At 37.6% G+C, this 16,708-nt stretch carries 31 protein-coding genes; all 31 read left to right on the forward strand.

Annotated elements, in window-relative coordinates:
* Positions 1-175: 175 nt before the first annotated feature.
* The 31 genes from rpsL (at position 176) to V3Z67_RS02795 (ending at position 16,676) form a co-directional block, all read left to right on the forward strand.
* Complete coding sequence (rpsL, locus tag V3Z67_RS02645) at positions 176-556, forward strand: 30S ribosomal protein S12 (RefSeq protein ID WP_035129761.1); 381 nt, start codon at positions 176-178, stop codon at positions 554-556.
* 26 nt (positions 557-582) lie between these two features.
* Positions 583-1,059, forward strand: coding sequence for a 30S ribosomal protein S7 (gene rpsG / locus V3Z67_RS02650; protein WP_035129762.1), 477 nt, complete (start codon positions 583-585; stop codon positions 1,057-1,059).
* A gap of 23 nt (positions 1,060-1,082) precedes the next feature.
* Positions 1,083-3,206, forward strand: coding sequence for an elongation factor G (gene fusA / locus V3Z67_RS02655; RefSeq protein WP_157482817.1), 2,124 nt, complete (start codon positions 1,083-1,085; stop codon positions 3,204-3,206).
* A gap of 11 nt (positions 3,207-3,217) precedes the next feature.
* Positions 3,218-3,523 (forward strand): 30S ribosomal protein S10, encoded by a 306-nt coding sequence (gene rpsJ / locus V3Z67_RS02660; protein ID WP_035129767.1) that lies wholly within the window; start codon positions 3,218-3,220, stop codon positions 3,521-3,523.
* 110 nt (positions 3,524-3,633) lie between these two features.
* On the forward strand, positions 3,634-4,251 hold the full coding sequence (rplC, locus tag V3Z67_RS02665) for a 50S ribosomal protein L3 (protein WP_035129769.1): 618 nt from the start codon (positions 3,634-3,636) through the stop codon (positions 4,249-4,251).
* The gene (gene rplD, locus V3Z67_RS02670; RefSeq protein WP_330441862.1) at positions 4,251-4,880 is read left to right on the forward strand and encodes a 50S ribosomal protein L4; all 630 of its coding nucleotides are present in this window, start codon (positions 4,251-4,253) and stop codon (positions 4,878-4,880) included. Before rplC ends, rplD begins: the two co-directional genes overlap by 1 nt.
* Positions 4,881-4,887: 7 nt before the next feature.
* The gene (gene rplW / locus V3Z67_RS02675; protein WP_035129776.1) at positions 4,888-5,178 is read left to right on the forward strand and encodes a 50S ribosomal protein L23; all 291 of its coding nucleotides are present in this window, start codon (positions 4,888-4,890) and stop codon (positions 5,176-5,178) included.
* A 6-nt stretch (positions 5,179-5,184) separates the two neighbouring features.
* Positions 5,185-6,009: a 50S ribosomal protein L2 gene (gene rplB / locus V3Z67_RS02680; RefSeq protein ID WP_035129779.1), complete on the forward strand. Its 825-nt coding sequence runs from the start codon at positions 5,185-5,187 to the stop codon at positions 6,007-6,009.
* 11 nt (positions 6,010-6,020) lie between these two features.
* A complete protein-coding gene (rpsS, locus tag V3Z67_RS02685; RefSeq protein ID WP_020213638.1) occupies positions 6,021-6,299 on the forward strand; it encodes a 30S ribosomal protein S19 in 279 nt (92 codons plus the stop codon).
* A gap of 9 nt (positions 6,300-6,308) precedes the next feature.
* The gene (gene rplV, locus V3Z67_RS02690; protein WP_035129784.1) at positions 6,309-6,719 is read left to right on the forward strand and encodes a 50S ribosomal protein L22; all 411 of its coding nucleotides are present in this window, start codon (positions 6,309-6,311) and stop codon (positions 6,717-6,719) included.
* Between the two features lie 8 nt (positions 6,720-6,727).
* Entirely contained in the window at positions 6,728-7,453 is a 726-nt protein-coding gene (gene rpsC, locus V3Z67_RS02695) for a 30S ribosomal protein S3 (RefSeq protein ID WP_035129787.1), read from the forward strand.
* A 19-nt stretch (positions 7,454-7,472) separates the two neighbouring features.
* Positions 7,473-7,892 carry a 50S ribosomal protein L16 gene (rplP, locus tag V3Z67_RS02700; RefSeq protein ID WP_035129789.1) on the forward strand — a complete coding sequence of 140 codons (420 nt, stop codon included), beginning with the start codon at positions 7,473-7,475 and terminating at the stop codon, positions 7,890-7,892.
* Between the two features lie 12 nt (positions 7,893-7,904).
* Positions 7,905-8,096: a 50S ribosomal protein L29 gene (rpmC, locus tag V3Z67_RS02705; RefSeq protein WP_330441863.1), complete on the forward strand. Its 192-nt coding sequence runs from the start codon at positions 7,905-7,907 to the stop codon at positions 8,094-8,096.
* A 17-nt stretch (positions 8,097-8,113) separates the two neighbouring features.
* Entirely contained in the window at positions 8,114-8,371 is a 258-nt protein-coding gene (rpsQ, locus tag V3Z67_RS02710; RefSeq protein WP_035129794.1) for a 30S ribosomal protein S17, read from the forward strand.
* Between the two features lie 2 nt (positions 8,372-8,373).
* Positions 8,374-8,742, forward strand: coding sequence for a 50S ribosomal protein L14 (gene rplN, locus V3Z67_RS02715; protein WP_035129796.1), 369 nt, complete (start codon positions 8,374-8,376; stop codon positions 8,740-8,742).
* A 12-nt stretch (positions 8,743-8,754) separates the two neighbouring features.
* Complete coding sequence (gene rplX / locus V3Z67_RS02720) at positions 8,755-9,069, forward strand: 50S ribosomal protein L24 (RefSeq protein WP_330441864.1); 315 nt, start codon at positions 8,755-8,757, stop codon at positions 9,067-9,069.
* Positions 9,070-9,071: 2 nt separating this feature from the next.
* Positions 9,072-9,623, forward strand: a complete 552-nt coding sequence (gene rplE, locus V3Z67_RS02725) for a 50S ribosomal protein L5 (RefSeq protein ID WP_035129798.1) — start codon at positions 9,072-9,074, stop codon at positions 9,621-9,623.
* Positions 9,624-9,626: 3 nt separating this feature from the next.
* Entirely contained in the window at positions 9,627-9,896 is a 270-nt protein-coding gene (gene rpsN / locus V3Z67_RS02730; RefSeq protein WP_035129799.1) for a 30S ribosomal protein S14, read from the forward strand.
* Positions 9,897-9,967: 71 nt separating this feature from the next.
* A complete protein-coding gene (gene rpsH / locus V3Z67_RS02735) occupies positions 9,968-10,366 on the forward strand; it encodes a 30S ribosomal protein S8 (protein ID WP_035129801.1) in 399 nt (132 codons plus the stop codon).
* A gap of 17 nt (positions 10,367-10,383) precedes the next feature.
* Positions 10,384-10,926, forward strand: a complete 543-nt coding sequence (gene rplF, locus V3Z67_RS02740; RefSeq protein ID WP_330441865.1) for a 50S ribosomal protein L6 — start codon at positions 10,384-10,386, stop codon at positions 10,924-10,926.
* An 11-nt stretch (positions 10,927-10,937) separates the two neighbouring features.
* Positions 10,938-11,288, forward strand: coding sequence for a 50S ribosomal protein L18 (gene rplR, locus V3Z67_RS02745; RefSeq protein WP_330441866.1), 351 nt, complete (start codon positions 10,938-10,940; stop codon positions 11,286-11,288).
* Between the two features lie 7 nt (positions 11,289-11,295).
* Complete coding sequence (gene rpsE, locus V3Z67_RS02750; protein WP_035129808.1) at positions 11,296-11,820, forward strand: 30S ribosomal protein S5; 525 nt, start codon at positions 11,296-11,298, stop codon at positions 11,818-11,820.
* Positions 11,821-11,832: 12 nt separating this feature from the next.
* Positions 11,833-12,015: a 50S ribosomal protein L30 gene (gene rpmD, locus V3Z67_RS02755; RefSeq protein WP_035129810.1), complete on the forward strand. Its 183-nt coding sequence runs from the start codon at positions 11,833-11,835 to the stop codon at positions 12,013-12,015.
* Between the two features lie 15 nt (positions 12,016-12,030).
* Positions 12,031-12,483 (forward strand): 50S ribosomal protein L15, encoded by a 453-nt coding sequence (gene rplO / locus V3Z67_RS02760; protein WP_157482812.1) that lies wholly within the window; start codon positions 12,031-12,033, stop codon positions 12,481-12,483.
* A gap of 14 nt (positions 12,484-12,497) precedes the next feature.
* Positions 12,498-13,844 carry a preprotein translocase subunit SecY gene (secY, locus tag V3Z67_RS02765; RefSeq protein WP_330441867.1) on the forward strand — a complete coding sequence of 449 codons (1,347 nt, stop codon included), beginning with the start codon at positions 12,498-12,500 and terminating at the stop codon, positions 13,842-13,844.
* Positions 13,845-13,852: 8 nt separating this feature from the next.
* Positions 13,853-14,068: a translation initiation factor IF-1 gene (gene infA, locus V3Z67_RS02770; RefSeq protein ID WP_035129818.1), complete on the forward strand. Its 216-nt coding sequence runs from the start codon at positions 13,853-13,855 to the stop codon at positions 14,066-14,068.
* A gap of 10 nt (positions 14,069-14,078) precedes the next feature.
* Entirely contained in the window at positions 14,079-14,195 is a 117-nt protein-coding gene (ykgO, locus tag V3Z67_RS02775; protein ID WP_002987490.1) for a type B 50S ribosomal protein L36, read from the forward strand.
* A gap of 2 nt (positions 14,196-14,197) precedes the next feature.
* Positions 14,198-14,572, forward strand: coding sequence for a 30S ribosomal protein S13 (gene rpsM, locus V3Z67_RS02780; protein ID WP_035129820.1), 375 nt, complete (start codon positions 14,198-14,200; stop codon positions 14,570-14,572).
* Positions 14,573-14,583: 11 nt separating this feature from the next.
* Entirely contained in the window at positions 14,584-14,967 is a 384-nt protein-coding gene (rpsK, locus tag V3Z67_RS02785) for a 30S ribosomal protein S11 (RefSeq protein WP_035129822.1), read from the forward strand.
* Positions 14,968-15,057: 90 nt separating this feature from the next.
* Positions 15,058-15,663 carry a 30S ribosomal protein S4 gene (gene rpsD, locus V3Z67_RS02790; protein ID WP_035129825.1) on the forward strand — a complete coding sequence of 202 codons (606 nt, stop codon included), beginning with the start codon at positions 15,058-15,060 and terminating at the stop codon, positions 15,661-15,663.
* A gap of 20 nt (positions 15,664-15,683) precedes the next feature.
* Positions 15,684-16,676 (forward strand): DNA-directed RNA polymerase subunit alpha, encoded by a 993-nt coding sequence (locus tag V3Z67_RS02795; RefSeq protein WP_035129828.1) that lies wholly within the window; start codon positions 15,684-15,686, stop codon positions 16,674-16,676.
* Positions 16,677-16,708: the final 32 nt, after the last annotated feature.

Here is a 16,708-nt window from a genome sequence, read left to right on the forward strand (position 1 = left end):
GTCTTGATACGGTAAAAGTAACGCAAAAAAAGTGCAAAAAATATATTGGGGCAATTTTGAATACAATTCGTTTGAAAATTAATGGATTAAGATTTGTTTTGTAATTTTTAATTTATACATTTGCATCCCCGAAAAAAGCGGGTTTTTAAAACATAAGAAATTTTTAATATTAATTATGCCAACAATTCAGCAATTAGTAAGAACAGGGAGAGCCCAGATAACTAAGAAGAGTAAATCGGCTGCTTTAGATTCTTGTCCTCAAAGAAGAGGGGTTTGTACACGTGTTTACACTACTACACCTAAGAAACCGAATTCTGCAATGCGTAAAGTTGCAAGGGTTCGTTTAACAAACGGTAACGAGGTGAATGCTTACATCCCAGGTGAGGGGCACAATCTACAGGAGCACTCGATAGTATTAGTTAGGGGTGGAAGGGTTAAAGATTTACCAGGAGTTAGATACCATATTGTACGTGGTGCTTTGGATACTGCCGGTGTTAACGGTAGACTTCAAAGAAGGTCTAAGTATGGTGCAAAACGCCCTAAAGACAAAAAGTAATTTTAAAAAACTTTTAAAGTAAAGACATGAGAAAAAGACAGGCCAAAAAAAGACCTCTTTTACCAGATCCAAAGTTTAATGATCAGTTAGTAACACGTTTTGTAAACAACTTAATGTGGGACGGTAAAAAATCAACTGCTTTTAAAGTATTCTATGATGCTATCGAAATCGTAGATCAAAAGAAACAGGACGAAGAGAAATCAGCATTAGAAACTTGGAAAGATGCTATTAACAATGTAATGCCACACGTTGAGGTGAGAAGCCGAAGAGTGGGTGGTGCTACTTTCCAGATCCCAATGCAGATCAGACCAGATAGAAAAATCTCTATGGCTATGAAATGGCTGATCCTTTATGCAAGAAAAAGAAATGAGAAATCTATGGCTCAAAGGCTAGCTTCAGAAATCTTAGCTGCTGCTAAGGAAGAAGGTGCTGCTGTTAAAAAGAGAATGGATACTCATAAGATGGCAGAGGCTAATAAAGCATTCTCTCACTTCAGATTTTAATTCATAAAGAAACATTATAAAAAATGGCAAGAGATTTAAAATATACAAGAAATATAGGTATTGCTGCTCACATTGATGCCGGTAAAACGACAACAACTGAGCGTATCCTTTTTTACACGGGTAAATCACACAAAATTGGTGAGGTGCACGATGGAGCTGCTACCATGGACTGGATGGCGCAGGAGCAGGAGAGAGGTATTACTATTACTTCTGCTGCTACGACTTGTACATGGAACTTCCCTACAGAGCAGGGTAAGCCGCTTCCAGAGTCTAATCCATACCACTTTAATATTATCGATACTCCGGGTCACGTTGACTTTACAGTAGAGGTAAACCGTTCATTAAGGGTTCTTGATGGACTTGTGTTCCTTTTTAGTGCAGTAGATGGTGTTGAGCCACAGTCTGAAACTAACTGGAGACTTGCAGATAACTACAGAGTTCCTCGTATGGGATTCGTAAACAAAATGGACCGTCAGGGTTCTAACTTCCTTGCAGTTTGTCAGCAGGTTAAAGATATGCTTAAGTCTAACGCTGTGCCAATCGTTTTACCAATTGGTGATGAGGCAGACTTTAAAGGTGTTGTAGATCTTATCAAAAATCAGGCTATTGTATGGCATGATGATACACAAGGTGCAACATTTGATATCGTTCCTATTCCTGAAGATATGAAAGAAGAAGTTCATCAGTACAGATCTCAACTTATCGAAGAGGTTGCTGCTTATGATGAGAATCTTCTTGAGAAATACATGGAAGACGAAAACTCAATTACAGAAGAAGAAGTAAATGAGGCATTAAGAAAAGCTACTATTGATATGGCTATTATTCCAATGCTTTGTGGTTCTTCATTCAAAAATAAAGGAGTTCAGTTCATGCTGGATTCTGTTTGTAAATTCCTTCCTTCTCCTCTTGATAAAGAGGCGATTGACGGAACTAACCCTGATACAGAGGAGCCTATTTCTCGTAAGCCATCTGTAAGCGAGCCGTTCTCTGCGTTAGCATTTAAAATTGCTACTGATCCTTATGTTGGTCGTTTAGCATTCTTTAGAGCTTACTCAGGTCGTCTTGATGCAGGTTCTTACGTGTTTAACACTCGTTCAGGTAATAAAGAGCGTATTTCCCGTATCTACCAGATGCACGCTAACAAGCAAAATGCTATCGAATTTATCGAGGCTGGTGACATTGGTGCTGCTGTAGGTTTTAAAGATATCAAAACCGGAGATACCCTTTGTGATGAGAAACACCCAATCGTACTTGAGAGTATGAACTTCCCTGATCCGGTAATCGGTATCGCTATTGAGCCTAAAACTAAGGCTGACGTAGATAAAATGGGTATGGCTTTAGCAAAACTTGCCGAAGAAGATCCAACGTTTACAGTGAGAACTGATCACGCTTCAGGACAAACTATCATCTCTGGTATGGGTGAGCTTCACTTAGATATCCTTGTAGACCGTCTTAAGAGAGAGTTTAAAGTAGAGGTTAATCAAGGTGAGCCGCAAGTTGAGTACAAAGAGGCTATTACACGTTCTGCTAACCACAGAGAGGTTTATAAGAAACAGTCTGGTGGTCGCGGTAAGTTTGCTGATATCGTGTTCAAACTAGAGCCGGCAGACGAGAACGTAGTAGGTCTTCAGTTTGTTAACGAGGTGAAAGGTGGTAACGTTCCTAAAGAATTTATCCCTGCTGTTGAGAAAGGTTTCAAAGAAGCTATGAAACAAGGTCCTCTTGCAGGTTATGAAATGGATAGTATGAAAGTTACTCTTACTGATGGTTCATTCCACCCTGTGGATTCGGATGCATTATCATTTGAATTAGCAGCTAAAATGGGTTACAAAGAAGCTGCGAAAGCTGCTGGAGCTGTAATTCTTGAGCCAATCATGAAGCTTGAAGTACTTACTCCTGAAGAGAACATGGGTGATATCGTAGGTGACCTTAACCGTCGTCGTGGTCAAATTAACAACATGGACGACAGAGCAGGTTCTAAAGTAGTTAAAGCTAGCGTGCCTCTATCAGAAATGTTTGGTTATGTAACTACTCTAAGAACGCTTTCATCTGGTCGTGCAACTTCTACAATGGAGTTCTCTAACTATGCTGAAACACCTTCTAACATCGCAGAGGAAGTAATTAAAAAAGCTAAAGGAAACGCTTAATTAAAAAGAAAATGAGTCAGAAAATCAGAATAAAATTAAAATCATACGATCACAGCCTTGTAGATAAGTCTGCAGAGAAGATCGTTAAAACTGTAAAGAGTACAGGTGCAGTTGTTACTGGTCCTATTCCGTTACCAACTCACAAAAAAATATTCACTGTGCTACGTTCTCCACACGTAAACAAAAAATCAAGAGAGCAGTTTGAGCTAAGCTCTTACAAAAGACTTCTTGATATTTACAGTTCTTCTTCTAAAACTATCGATGCTCTTATGAAATTAGAGCTTCCTAGTGGTGTTGAAGTAGAGATCAAAGTGTGATAAAATAAACTAAGAAAGCAAGTGTCAGGCTTTTGGATTATCCTTTAGCCTGATACTTATTCTTATATAAGAGAAAAAATTTAAATACGTAATTATAATTAATTTTTAATATGTCTGGGTTAATTGGTAGAAAAATCGGCATGACCAGTATTTTCGATGAAAACGGAAAAAACATTCCGTGTACAGTAATCGAAGCTGGACCATGCGTTGTTACCCAAGTCAGAACCAATGAGGTTGACGGGTATAAAGCGTTACAACTTGGTTTCGATGACAAGTCAGAAAAGCACACAACAAAAGCGGCTCAAGGTCACTTTAAGAAAGCTGGAACTGATGCGAAGAAAAGAGTCGTTGAATTCAAGTATTTTGAAGAAGAGCATAACTTAGGTGATGTTCTAACTGTAGATTTGTTTAATGAAGGCGAGTTCGTAGATGTACAGGGTGTGTCTAAAGGTAAAGGCTTCCAGGGTGTTGTTAAACGTCACGGTTTTGGTGGTGTTGGACAAGCTACTCACGGTCAGCACAACCGTCTTAGAGCGCCAGGTTCTGTAGGTGCGTCATCTTACCCTTCAAGAGTATTCAAAGGAATGCGCATGGCAGGTAGAACAGGAGGAGAAAATGTAACAGTTCAAAACCTTAGAGTTTTAAAAGTAGTAGCTGATAAAAACCTACTAGTTGTTAAAGGATGTGTTCCTGGACACAAAAACTCTTACGTAATCATTCAAAAGTAATGGAAGTAAAAGTATTAGATATCAACGGAAAAGAAACAGGCAGAACGGTTACTCTTTCTGATTCTGTATTCGCAATTGAGCCTAATAATCACGCGGTATACCTTGATGTAAAGCAGTACCTTGCTAACCAAAGACAAGGAACTCACAAAGCTAAAGAAAGAGCTGAAGTTACAGGAAGTACCCGTAAGATTAAAAAGCAAAAAGGAACAGGTACTGCACGTGCTGGTAGTATTAAGAGTCCGGTGTTCAAAGGAGGAGGTACAATTTTCGGCCCAAGACCAAGAAGTTACTCTTTCAAACTGAACAAAAACCTTAAACGTTTAGCGAGAAAATCTGCTCTAACAATCAAAGCAAACGAGTCAAATTTAACAGTAGTTGAAGACTTCACATTCGAAACTCCAAATACTAAAAATTTCATTAACGTTTTGAAAGCTTTAGGGTTAGAGAATAAAAAATCTCTATTTGTGTTGGGTGATACAAATAAAAATGTATATTTGTCGTCACGCAATTTAAAGGCGTCTAATGTTGTAACTACCTCAGAATTAAACACTTACGCAATTTTAAATGCGAATAATTTAGTTCTTTTAGAAGGTTCGTTAGAAGGAATTCAGGAAAATTTAAGTAAATAATAGGGCAATGAGTATCATAATAAAACCTATCATTACCGAAAAAATAACCAAAGACGGTGAACTTTTCAACCGTTTTGGTTTTGTTGTTAATAAAAAAGCAAACAAAATCCAGATCAAAAATGCAGTTGAGGCTGCGTATGGAGTTACTGTTGTTAATGTTAACACAATGAATTACAGGGCTGATAGAACAGTTAAATACACTAAGAGTGGTTTAATTAGCGGAAAGACAGCGGCTTACAAAAAAGCGGTTGTTCAAGTACAGGAAGGTGAAACAATAGATTTTTATAATAATATCTAATAGAAAATGTCAGTTAGAAAATTAAAACCTATTACCCCGGGTCAGCGTTTTAGAGTTGTAAATAGCTTTGACACTATTACAACTGATAAGCCGGAGCGTTCATTACTCGCACCGAAAAAAAACTCAGGAGGTAGAAATAGTCAAGGAAAAATGACCATGCGTTACACAGGCGGTGGTCACAAACAAAAGTATCGTGTTATCGATTTTAAAAGAGCTAAAGCTGGGATTCCTGCTACAGTTAAAACAATCGAATACGATCCAAACCGTTCAGCTTTTATTTCACTATTAGCTTATGCTGATGGTGCTAAAACATACATCATAGCTCAAAATGGTTTACAAGTAGGTCAAACCGTGGTTTCAGGAGAGAATGCTGCTCCTGAAATCGGTAATGCTTTACCTTTAAGCAAAATTCCTCTTGGAACTGTTATATCTTGTATCGAGCTACGTCCTGGTCAGGGAGCAGTTATTGCTCGAAGTGCCGGTACTTTTGCTCAGTTAATGGCTAGAGATGGTAAATATGCTACAATCAAAATGCCTTCAGGTGAAACAAGGTTAATCCTTTTAACTTGTTCGGCTACAATTGGAGCTGTTTCTAACTCTGATCACCAATTAGTTGTATCTGGTAAAGCAGGTAGATCTAGATGGTTAGGTAGAAGACCGAGAACTAGACCAGTAGCGATGAACCCGGTTGATCACCCAATGGGTGGTGGTGAAGGACGTTCTTCAGGAGGTCACCCACGTTCAAGAAAAGGTTTACCGGCTAAAGGTTACAGAACTCGTTCTAAAGTTAACCCGAGTAATAAGTATATCGTAGAACGTAGAAAGAAATAATTAAGTAAGATATGGCACGTTCATTAAAGAAAGGACCTTTCGTTCACTATAAATTAGAAAAGAAAGTTCAGGAAAATATCGAAAAAGGTAACAAAGGAGTTGTTAAGACTTGGTCTAGAGCTTCTATGATTACTCCGGATTTTGTTGGGCAGACTATCGCAGTACACAACGGGCGTCAATTCGTTCCGGTTTATGTAACAGAGAATATGGTAGGTCATAAATTAGGAGAATTTTCACCAACAAGATCGTTTAGAGGTCACGCTGGTGCAAAAAATAAAGGTAAAAAATAATAAGAAGCTATGGGAGTTCGTAAAAGAGAAAGAGCAGAGCAGACAAAAGAAGCTAAGAAGCAAGTTGCATTTGCTAAGTTAAATAACTGCCCTACTTCACCTAGAAAAATGCGCATAGTGGCAGATCTAGTAAGAGGTCAGAAAGTAGAGCTTGCTCTTAATATATTAAAATTCAATAGTAAAGAAGCTTCTCGTAAACTTGAAAAATTATTGCTTTCTGCAATAAACAACTGGCAGCAAAAAAATGCTGACGCAAGTTTAGAGGATGCAGGACTATTTGTAAAAGAGATCAGAGTTGACGGTGGTATGATGCTTAAAAGGCTAAGACCGGCTCCTCAGGGTCGTGCTCACAGAATAAGAAAACGTTCTAACCACGTTACAATCGTGTTAGGAGCTAATAATAACACACAAAGCAATTAATAAGCAGTATGGGACAAAAGACAAATCCAATAGGAAATCGCCTTGGTATCATCAGGGGTTGGGATTCTAACTGGTATGGTGGAAATGACTACGGTGACAAACTTGCCGAAGATCACAAAATCAGAAAGTATATCCATGCCCGTTTAGCTAAAGCAAGTGTGTCTAAAGTAATCATCGAGAGAACTTTAAAGCTTGTAACCGTTACTATCACTACTGCCCGTCCAGGTATCATTATCGGTAAAGGTGGTCAGGAGGTAGACAGGCTAAAAGAAGAGCTTAAGAAAATTACTGACAAAGAGGTTCAAATCAACATCTTTGAAATTAAAAGACCTGAACTTGATGCTCACCTTGTAGGTTCTAGCATTGCGCGTCAGATTGAAGGCCGTATCTCTTACAGAAGGGCTATCAAAATGGCAATTGCGGCTGCTATGCGTATGAATGCAGAGGGTATCAAAGTTATGATCTCTGGTCGTCTAAACGGTGCTGAGATGGCACGTTCAGAAATGTTCAAAGAAGGAAGAATTCCTCTATCAACTTTCAGAGCTGACATTGATTATGCGCTAACTGAAGCTCATACTACTTATGGTAGAATGGGAATCAAAGTGTGGATCATGAAAGGCGAGGTTTACGGTAAGAGAGACCTTTCTCCGTTAGTAGGTATGGATAAAAAACAATCCAAATCTTCAGGGTCAGGAAAACCACAGGGTAAATCTGGTCAACGCAAAAGAAAGTAATTATTTAAACTAAAGAAAAATGTTACAGCCTAAAAGAACTAAATACCGTAAGGTACAAAAGGGTAAGATGAAAGGCGTGTCTCAAAGAGGTCACGAACTTTCTAACGGAATGTTTGGTATAAAATCTTTAGATTCATCTTTTATTACTTCTCGTCAAATAGAGGCTGCTCGTATCGCTGCAACCCGTTATATGAAAAGAGAAGGTCAGTTGTGGATTAAAATTTTCCCGGATAAGCCTATCACAAAGAAACCTCTAGAGGTACGTATGGGTAAAGGTAAAGGTGCAGTTGAATACTGGGCTGCTGTTGTTAAACCGGGAAGAATAATGTTTGAAGTTGGCGGTGTGCCTTTATCAGTAGCAAAAGAGGCTTTACGTCTTGCTGCTCAAAAGCTACCAGTAAAAACTAAGTTTATAGTTGCCAGAGATTTCGAAGTGTAATCTAAATTTATTATGAAACAATCTGAAATTAAAGATCTATCTGCAGCTGAGTTACAGGAAAAACTTGGTGAATTACAAAAAACATATACCGATCTAAAATCAGCTCACGCTGTTTCTCCAATTGAGAATCCGTTGCAAATAAGATCCGTAAGAAGGTCTATTGCACGTGTGGCAACTGAGCTAAGCAAAAGAGAGTTACAATAATTGTATTCTGCTGAAAGATGGAAAAAAGAAACTTAAGAAAAGAGAGAATAGGTGTTGTTACTAGTAACAAAATGGAAAAATCCATAGTAGTTGCTGAAACTAAAAAAGTAAAACACCCATTATATGGTAAGTTCGTGTTAAAAACTAAAAAATACGTTGCACACGACGAAACAAACGATTGTAACATTGGTGATACTGTAAGGATTATGGAAACACGTCCTTTAAGTAAATCTAAATGTTGGAGATTAGTTGAAATCATTGAAAGAGCGAAGTAATTATGGTACAACAGGAATCTAGACTAAAAGTAGCAGATAACACGGGAGCAAAAGAAGTTTTGACTATCCGTGTATTAGGGGGAACGAAAAGACGTTATGCCTCTGTTGGAGATAAAATTGTAGTTTCAGTAAAAGATGCTACTCCTAACGGTAACGTTAAAAAAGGAGCTGTGTCGACTGCAGTTGTTGTACGTACCAAAAAAGAAGTGAGAAGAGCCGACGGTTCATACATCAGATTTGATGATAACGCATGTGTATTATTAAATGCTGCTGGTGAAATGAGAGGAACTCGTGTTTTTGGTCCTGTAGCAAGAGAACTTCGTGAAAAACAATTCATGAAAATTGTATCATTGGCACCTGAAGTGCTTTAATTGTTTTTAAAGATGATAAAGCTAAAAATAAAATCAGGAGATGCTGTAAGAGTTATTGCCGGAGACCACAAAGGTTCTGAAGGTACAGTTCTTAAAGTACTTCGTGACAAAAACAAAGCGATCGTAGAAGGCGTGAACATGGTGTCTAAGCACACTAAGCCAAGCGCTCAAACCCCTCAGGGTGGTATCGTGAAGAAAGAAGCTCCTATCCACATTTCTAACCTTGCACTTGTTGATCCTAAAACTAAGGAAACTACAAGGGTTGGTGTAAGAACTGAAGGAGATAAGAAAGTGAGATTTTCAAAAAAATCTAATCAAGTATTATAGTGATGGCTTATATACCAAGATTAAAAGAAGAATATAAGAGTAGAGTTATTTCTGCTCTTACAGAAGAGTTCGGTTATAAAAACGTTATGATGGTTCCAAAACTTGAAAAAATCGTTTTAAGCCGTGGAGTTGGTGCAGCTGTGTCTGATAAGAAATTAATCGACTATGCTGTAGAAGAGTTAACAAAAATCACTGGTCAAAAAGCAGTGGCTACTATTTCTAAAAAGGACGTTGCGACTTTCAAATTAAGAAAAGGTATGCCAATTGGTGCTAAAGTTACTTTACGTGGTGAAAGAATGTATGAGTTTTTAGACAGACTTATCACAGCTTCTCTTCCGCGTGTTAGAGACTTTGGTGGTATCAAAGCTACAGGTTTTGACGGTAGAGGTAACTATAACCTGGGTGTAACTGAGCAAATCATTTTCCCTGAAATTGATATTGATAAAGTTAACAAAATCGCAGGTTTAGATATTACATTTGTAACTTCTGCACAAACTGATAAAGAAGCGAAGTCATTATTAACTGAATTAGGTTTACCTTTTAAAAAGAACTAAGTCATGGCTAAAGAATCAATGAAAGCCCGCGAGGTGAAAAGACAAGCGTTAGTGGACAAGTATGCTGAAAAGAGAAAAGCTTTATTAGAAGCCGGAGACTACGAAGCACTACAAAAACTTCCTAAAAATGCTTCTCCTGTACGTTTACACAACCGTTGTAAATTAACAGGTAGACCAAGAGGGTATATGCGTCAGTTTGGTATTTCACGTGTAACTTTCCGTGAAATGGCTAATCAGGGGTTAATACCAGGTGTTAAAAAAGCCAGCTGGTAATAAAAGAATTATAAATTGGTTTCAGGTTCGGCCTTTTTAAGGCCGAAAACCGTTACCGCAAATTAATATATATGTATACAGATCCTATCGCAGATTATCTAACAAGAGTTAGAAATGCAGTAAGAGCTAACCACAAAGTGGTTGAAATTCCTGCTTCTAACCTTAAAAAAGAGATCACTAAGATTTTATTCGATCAGGGATATATCTTAAGTTACAAATTTGATGATAACAAAGTACAAGGTACCATCAAAATCGCTCTTAAGTACGACAAAGAAACTAAAGAGCCTGTAATTAAGGATATCCAGAGAATTAGTAAACCAGGTTTACGTAAATATGCAGGTGCTACCGAATTACCTAGAATTCTAAACGGTTTAGGTATAGCTATCGTTTCTACATCAAAAGGATTGATGACTGGAAAACAAGCTAAACAACACAATGTTGGTGGTGAAGTAATCTGTTACGTATACTAATAATAAAGACTTATACAATGTCAAGAATAGGTAAAAATCCAATTGCAATACCGTCTGGAGTAACAGTTGATGTTAAAGATGGCGTTATTACAGTAAAAGGAAAAAAAGGAGAACTTACTCAGGATTTTATAGATGTTACTGTAAAAGTTGAGGAAGGACAGGTAATTGTTGAAAGATCTTCTGACAACAAGAACGACAGATCTAAGCATGGTTTATACAGAGCCCTGATTAATAATATGATTATTGGTGTATCTGAAGGCTTTACTAAGTCGCTAGAGTTGGTAGGTGTAGGTTACAGAGCTTCTAACCAGGGTAATAAACTTGATATCGCTCTAGGTTTTTCACACAACATCGTTTTAGATGTTGTTTCTGAAGTAACAGTAGAGACTGTATCTGAGAAAGGTAAAAACCCAATCATTAAGTTATCTTCTCATGACAAACAACTTTTAGGCCAGGTTGCTGCAAAGATCAGATCTTTCCGTAAGCCAGAACCTTACAAAGGAAAAGGAGTTAAGTTTGTAGGTGAAGAACTAAGAAGAAAAGCAGGTAAATCAGCTTAAAAATTAAGACTATGTCATTAACAAAATCTGAAAGAAGACAACGAATTAAGTTCAGAATCAGAAAGATTGTAAGCGGAACTGCTGCTCAACCAAGACTTTCTGTTTTTAGAAGCAATAAAGAAATCTATGCTCAAATCATAGATGATGTGAACGGTGTTACTCTAGTTTCTGCATCTTCAAGAGAGAATGAAATAACTAAAGGTACTAACATTGAGACTGCTGCATCTGTAGGTAAACTTGTTGCAGAGAGAGCTTTAAAAGCTGGTATTGAAACCATCACTTTTGATAGAGGTGGATATCTTTACCACGGACGTGTTAAATCATTAGCTGAAGGCGCTAGAGAGGCCGGACTAAAATTCTAAGAAAATTATGTATCATAATTATAAAAACGTAGAACTAGTAAAACCAGGCGGACTTGAATTAAAGGATCGTTTGGTAAGTGTTAATCGTGTTACTAAAGTTACAAAAGGTGGTAGAGCTTTCGGTTTTTCTGCTATTGTAGTTGTAGGAGACGAGAACGGAGTTGTAGGCCACGGTCTTGGAAAATCTAAAGACGTATCTGAAGCTATTGCTAAGGCAGTAGAAGATGCTAAAAAGAATCTTGTTAGAATTCCTCTATCAAGCCAAACTGTACCTCACGAACAAAAAGGTAAATTTGGTGGTGCACGTGTACTGCTAATGCCTGCTTCACACGGTACCGGAGTAATTGCCGGTGGTGCTGTACGTTCGGTTCTTGAATCTGTAGGTATTCACGATGTATTATCAAAATCTCAAGGTTCATCTAACCCTCACAACGTGGTAAAAGCAACTTTTGATGCTTTACTTCAAATGAGAAGCGCGGCTACTGTAGCTAAGCAAAGAGGTGTATCTTTAGAAAAAGTATTTAAAGGTTAATTCAAGGAAATCATGGCGAAAATATTAGTAAAACAAGTACGAAGCAAAATCAACTGTCCTCTTAATCAAAAGAGAACACTTGAGGCTTTAGGTCTTAGAAAAATGGGACAAGTTGTTGAACACGATGCAACTTCTGCTATCCTTGGAATGGTAAACAAAGTTAAACACTTAGTTTCTGTAGAAGAGACTAAATAACAATAACACACTGTTATGGATTTAAGTAACTTACAACCGGCTGAAGGTTCAGTTCACAATAAGAACAAAAGAGTAGGTAGAGGAGAAGGTTCAGGAAAAGGTGGTACTGCTGCACGTGGTCACAAAGGAGCTAAATCTCGTTCTGGTTATTCTAAGAAGATAGGTTTCGAAGGTGGTCAAATGCCATTACAGCGTCGTGTTCCTAAGTTTGGTTTTAAAAACATCAACCGTAAGGAATATGCTGGCGTAAACCTAGATACGCTTCAGGCTCTTGTAGATAACGGAATCGTTACAGATACTGTAGATTTTACAGTACTTGTAGAGAACCGCTTAGCTACAAAAAATGAACAGGTAAAGATTTTAGGAAGAGGAGAGCTTAAAGCAAAACTAAAAGTAACTGCTCACAAATTTACGGCTACCGCAAAAGCTGCTATCGAAGCTGCTGGAGGTGAAGCTGTAACTTTATAATCTTTTATAGTCACATGAAAAAATTTATAGAAGCGTTTGTCAATGTTTGGAAAATAGAAGAACTAAAAAACAGAATTTTAGTTACTCTAGGATTATTACTTGTTTACCGTTTTGGTGCTCACGTAACATTACCGGGTATTGATGCTACAAAATTAAATGGCTTAACTAATCAGGCTCAGGATGGTATTGGGTGGCTTATTGATGTATTTACAGGTGGTGCGTTCTCGCAGGCGTCTGTATTTGCTTTAGGTATCATGCCTTATATCTCTGCGTCTATCGTTGTTCAGTTAATGGGTATCGCAGTTCCTTATCTTCAAAAGTTACAAAAAGAAGGTGAGAGCGGCAGAAAGAGAATCAATCAGATTACCCGTTGGCTAACAATATTAATCACTTTAGTTCAAGGTCCTGGTTACATCTATAACCTGTACAGAACTTTGCCTAGAGAAGCTTTTTTGATAAGTTCAGACTCTGTTCCTTTCATTTTCTCTTCTGTGGTTATCTTAACTACAGGTACAATTTTTGCAATGTGGCTAGGTGAAAAAATTACCGACAAAGGTATTGGTAACGGTATTTCACTGTTAATTCTTGTAGGTATTATCGCAAGAATGCCTCAGGCTTTTGTTCAGGAGTTCACTTCTCGTGTATCTGAGAACAACGGAGGTCTAATGCTTTTGGTTTTTGAAGTAGTAGTATGGTTGTTAATCATTATAGCTTCTGTTCTGCTTATTATGGCAGTAAGAAAAATACCTGTGCAGTATGCTCGTCGTACTGCCACAGGAGATTTCGAACAGGATATTGCAGGTGGTAACAGGCAATGGATTCCTTTAAAGCTTAACGCTGCGGGAGTTATGCCAATTATCTTTGCTCAGGCTATTATGTTTATACCGGCGGCACTAGCAGGTCTTTCTGAGGCTGACGCTGCCAAAACAATTACTGCTCAATTCCAAAATGTGTTCGGTTTAGCGTATAATATAGTTTTTGCACTATTAATTATAATTTTTACGTACTTTTACACCGCGATTACAGTACCTACTAATAAAATGGCGGATGACCTTAAGAGGAGTGGAGGATTTATACCAGGTGTTAGACCAGGTGTTGAAACTTCAGATTACCTAGACAAAATCATGTCTTTAATCACATTCCCTGGTTCATTATTCCTTGCAATTATTGCCGTGTTCCCGGCAATTGTAGTGAGCTTAATGAATATCCAGTCACAGTGGGCTTTGTTCTATGGCGGAACATCGCTGTTAATCATGGTTGGGGTTGCAATAGATACTATCCAGCAAATCAACTCATATCTGTTAAACAGACATTATGACGGTTTGATGAAAAGTGGTAAGAATAGAAAAGCGGTAGCTTAATAATTTTTATGGCAAAACAAGCAGCAATAGAACAAGACGGATCAATTATAGAGGCATTGTCAAATGCCATGTTCCGTGTAGAATTAGAAAACGGGCATGTTGTAATTGCTCACATTTCCGGTAAAATGCGTATGCACTACATTAAGTTGTTACCTGGTGATAAGGTTAAACTGGAAATGAGCCCTTATGATTTGTCTAAAGCAAGAATTACTTATAGATACTAAAGCTATTAAAATGAAAGTAAGAGCATCAGTAAAGAAAAGAAGTGCCGAGTGCATCATTGTGCGTAGAAAAGGCAGATTATACGTGATTAATAAAAAGAATCCTAGATTTAAACAAAGACAAGGATAATTATGGCAAGAATTGCAGGGGTAGATATACCTAAAAACAAAAGAGGAGTTATTGCTTTAACTTATATCTTTGGTATTGGTAGAAGCAGAGCTAAAGAGATTCTGGAAAAAGCTCAGGTAAGCGAAGATAAAAAAGTACAGGATTGGAATGATGACGAGATCGGTAGCATTCGTGAGGCCGTTTCTTACTTCAAAATTGAAGGTGAGCTTCGTTCTGAAATCCAGCTTAACATTAAGCGTTTAATGGATATCGGATGCTATAGAGGTATCCGTCACAGAGTTGGTCTTCCATTAAGAGGTCAGCGTACCAAGAATAACTCTAGAACAAGAAAAGGTAAGAGAAAAACTGTTGCTAACAAGAAAAAAGCAACTAAATAATAAGTAGTAGTATGGCTAAAGCGAATACAAAAAAACGTAAAGTTGTTGTTGAGTCAACAGGCGAAGCTCATATTAGTGCAACTTTTAACAACATCATCATTTCTTTAACTAACAAGAAAGGTGAAGTTATTTCATGGTCATCTGCAGGTAAGATGGGCTTCAGAGGTTCTAAAAAGAACACTCCATATGCAGCTCAGATGGCAGCAGAAGATTGCTCAAAAGTTGCTCTTGAGGCAGGTCTTAAAAAAGTAAAAGTTTACGTTAAAGGTCCTGGAAACGGTAGAGAGTCTGCTATCAGATCACTACACAATGGTGGTATTGAGGTTACAGAAATTATCGACGTAACTCCACTACCTCACAATGGATGCCGTCCTCCTAAGAGAAGAAGAGTTTAATTTATTATAACTAGAGTATAACCAAACAGGGATACGGATTATCGGAGGAGGAGACCTGAATTCATAATCCCCTGTTTAATTATTTTTAAAATGGCAAGATATACTGGTCCTAAAACTAAAATCGCCCGTAAATTTGGTGAGGCGATCTTCGGAGATGACAAGTCTTTCGAAAAAAGAAATTACCCTCCAGGGCAACATGGTTTAGCTAAAAAGAGAGGTAAAAAATCTGAATATGCAATCCAGTTAATGGAGAAGCAAAAAGCTAAGTACACTTATGGTGTTCTTGAAAAGCAATTCAGAAACCTATATGAAAAGGCAGCTGCTACTAAAGGAGTAACAGGTGAAGTGCTTTTACAACTTTGTGAAGCTAGATTAGACAACGTAGTATTCAGAATGGGTATTGCACCTTCTAGAAGAGCTGCAAGACAAATCGTTTCACACAGACACGTTACTGTAAACGGTGAAGTTGTTAACATTCCTTCTTACCACCTTAAGCCAGGAGATAAAGTTGCTGTTCGTGAGAAATCAAAATCTCTAGAGGCTATCGATCGTTCTTTATCAAACTCTGCTCATGTTTACGAGTGGATCACTTGGAACAACGATACTAAAGAAGGTACTTTTGTTTCAGTACCTGCAAGGATACAAATTCCTGAAAACATCAAAGAGCAACTAATCGTTGAGTTGTATAACAAATAAAAATTGACATCAGTCGAAATATGGCAATATTTAATTTTCAAAAGCCCGATAAAGTTATCATGATCGATTCTACCGATTTCCAAGGTAAATTTGAATTCAGACCTTTGGAACCGGGATATGGATTGACTGTTGGTAACGCATTAAGAAGAGTTTTGCTTTCTTCTCTTGAAGGTTACGCAATTACTTCTGTTCGTATCGAAGGAGTTGACCATGAGTTCTCTACAATAGCTGGTGTTGTTGAAGATGTTACTGAGATAATCCTTAACTTAAAACAAGTTCGTTTTAAGCGTCAGATTGACGACATCGATAACGAATCTGTTACTGTATCAGTAACAGGTAAAGATCAGCTAACAGCTGGTGATTTCCAGAAATTTATTTCAGGATTCCAGGTGTTAAACCCTGAACTTGTTATCTGTAACATGGACAGCAAAATAAACATCAACCTTGAACTTACTATCGAGAAAGGTAGAGGTTATGTGCCTGCAGAAGAGAACAAGAAGCAAAACGCAGCTATAGGAACTATTTTTACAGACTCTATCTTTACTCCGGTAAAGAACGTTAAGTATACAATAGAGAACTTCCGTGTTGAGCAAAAAACCGACTACGAAAAACTGGTTTTTGAAATTATCACCGATGGTTCAATTCATCCTAAAGATGCTCTTACAGAAGCAGCTAAAACGTTAATACACCACTTTATGCTGTTCTCTGATGAAAGAATTACACTTGAGGCCGATGAAATAGCTCAAACAGAATCTTATGATGAAGAATCACTTCATATGAGACAACTGCTTAAAACTAAGCTGGTTGATATGGATCTTTCTGTAAGGGCATTAAATTGTTTGAAAGCGGCTGAAGTTGATACATTAGGAGACTTAGTATCGTTTAATAAAAATGACTTAATGAAGTTCCGTAACTTTGGTAAAAAATCTTTGACCGAGCTTGATGAGCTTGTTGCTTCTAAGAATTTACACTTCGGGATGGATTTAACGAAATATAAATTAGATAAAGAATAATCTGGGCCGTAAAGGTTTTAATTACAGACAGC

The organism is Flavobacterium sp. C4GT6, from assembly GCF_036347315.1.
Classification (GTDB): Bacteria; Bacteroidota; Bacteroidia; order Flavobacteriales; family Flavobacteriaceae; genus Flavobacterium.

Bases quoted from the DNA above. Each gene is read 5' to 3' on its own strand.
- rplC (WP_035129769.1), top strand. From the start codon at position 3,634: ATGTCTGGGTTAATTGGTAGAAAAATCGGCATGACCAGTATTTTCGAT.
- rplR (WP_330441866.1), top strand. From the start codon at position 10,938: ATGTCATTAACAAAATCTGAAAGAAGACAACGAATTAAGTTCAGAATC.
- rpsK (WP_035129822.1), top strand. From the start codon at position 14,584: ATGGCTAAAGCGAATACAAAAAAACGTAAAGTTGTTGTTGAGTCAACA.
- rpsM (WP_035129820.1), top strand. From the start codon at position 14,198: ATGGCAAGAATTGCAGGGGTAGATATACCTAAAAACAAAAGAGGAGTT.
- fusA (WP_157482817.1), top strand. From the start codon at position 1,083: ATGGCAAGAGATTTAAAATATACAAGAAATATAGGTATTGCTGCTCAC.
- rpsG (WP_035129762.1), top strand. From the start codon at position 583: ATGAGAAAAAGACAGGCCAAAAAAAGACCTCTTTTACCAGATCCAAAG.
- rpmC (WP_330441863.1), top strand. From the start codon at position 7,905: ATGAAACAATCTGAAATTAAAGATCTATCTGCAGCTGAGTTACAGGAA.
- rplE (WP_035129798.1), top strand. From the start codon at position 9,072: ATGGCTTATATACCAAGATTAAAAGAAGAATATAAGAGTAGAGTTATT.
- rpsN (WP_035129799.1), top strand. From the start codon at position 9,627: ATGGCTAAAGAATCAATGAAAGCCCGCGAGGTGAAAAGACAAGCGTTA.
- rplP (WP_035129789.1), top strand. From the start codon at position 7,473: ATGTTACAGCCTAAAAGAACTAAATACCGTAAGGTACAAAAGGGTAAG.
- V3Z67_RS02795 (WP_035129828.1), top strand. From the start codon at position 15,684: ATGGCAATATTTAATTTTCAAAAGCCCGATAAAGTTATCATGATCGAT.
- rplO (WP_157482812.1), top strand. From the start codon at position 12,031: ATGGATTTAAGTAACTTACAACCGGCTGAAGGTTCAGTTCACAATAAG.
- rpsD (WP_035129825.1), top strand. From the start codon at position 15,058: ATGGCAAGATATACTGGTCCTAAAACTAAAATCGCCCGTAAATTTGGT.
- rplD (WP_330441862.1), top strand. From the start codon at position 4,251: ATGGAAGTAAAAGTATTAGATATCAACGGAAAAGAAACAGGCAGAACG.
- rpsJ (WP_035129767.1), top strand. From the start codon at position 3,218: ATGAGTCAGAAAATCAGAATAAAATTAAAATCATACGATCACAGCCTT.
- rplV (WP_035129784.1), top strand. From the start codon at position 6,309: ATGGGAGTTCGTAAAAGAGAAAGAGCAGAGCAGACAAAAGAAGCTAAG.
- rpsH (WP_035129801.1), top strand. From the start codon at position 9,968: ATGTATACAGATCCTATCGCAGATTATCTAACAAGAGTTAGAAATGCA.
- rpmD (WP_035129810.1), top strand. From the start codon at position 11,833: ATGGCGAAAATATTAGTAAAACAAGTACGAAGCAAAATCAACTGTCCT.
- rpsS (WP_020213638.1), top strand. From the start codon at position 6,021: ATGGCACGTTCATTAAAGAAAGGACCTTTCGTTCACTATAAATTAGAA.
- rpsC (WP_035129787.1), top strand. From the start codon at position 6,728: ATGGGACAAAAGACAAATCCAATAGGAAATCGCCTTGGTATCATCAGG.
- rplB (WP_035129779.1), top strand. From the start codon at position 5,185: ATGTCAGTTAGAAAATTAAAACCTATTACCCCGGGTCAGCGTTTTAGA.
- rpsL (WP_035129761.1), top strand. From the start codon at position 176: ATGCCAACAATTCAGCAATTAGTAAGAACAGGGAGAGCCCAGATAACT.
- rplW (WP_035129776.1), top strand. From the start codon at position 4,888: ATGAGTATCATAATAAAACCTATCATTACCGAAAAAATAACCAAAGAC.
- rpsE (WP_035129808.1), top strand. From the start codon at position 11,296: ATGTATCATAATTATAAAAACGTAGAACTAGTAAAACCAGGCGGACTT.
- secY (WP_330441867.1), top strand. From the start codon at position 12,498: ATGAAAAAATTTATAGAAGCGTTTGTCAATGTTTGGAAAATAGAAGAA.
- rplN (WP_035129796.1), top strand. From the start codon at position 8,374: ATGGTACAACAGGAATCTAGACTAAAAGTAGCAGATAACACGGGAGCA.
- rpsQ (WP_035129794.1), top strand. From the start codon at position 8,114: ATGGAAAAAAGAAACTTAAGAAAAGAGAGAATAGGTGTTGTTACTAGT.
- ykgO (WP_002987490.1), top strand. From the start codon at position 14,079: ATGAAAGTAAGAGCATCAGTAAAGAAAAGAAGTGCCGAGTGCATCATT.
- infA (WP_035129818.1), top strand. From the start codon at position 13,853: ATGGCAAAACAAGCAGCAATAGAACAAGACGGATCAATTATAGAGGCA.
- rplF (WP_330441865.1), top strand. From the start codon at position 10,384: ATGTCAAGAATAGGTAAAAATCCAATTGCAATACCGTCTGGAGTAACA.
- rplX (WP_330441864.1), top strand. From the start codon at position 8,755: ATGATAAAGCTAAAAATAAAATCAGGAGATGCTGTAAGAGTTATTGCC.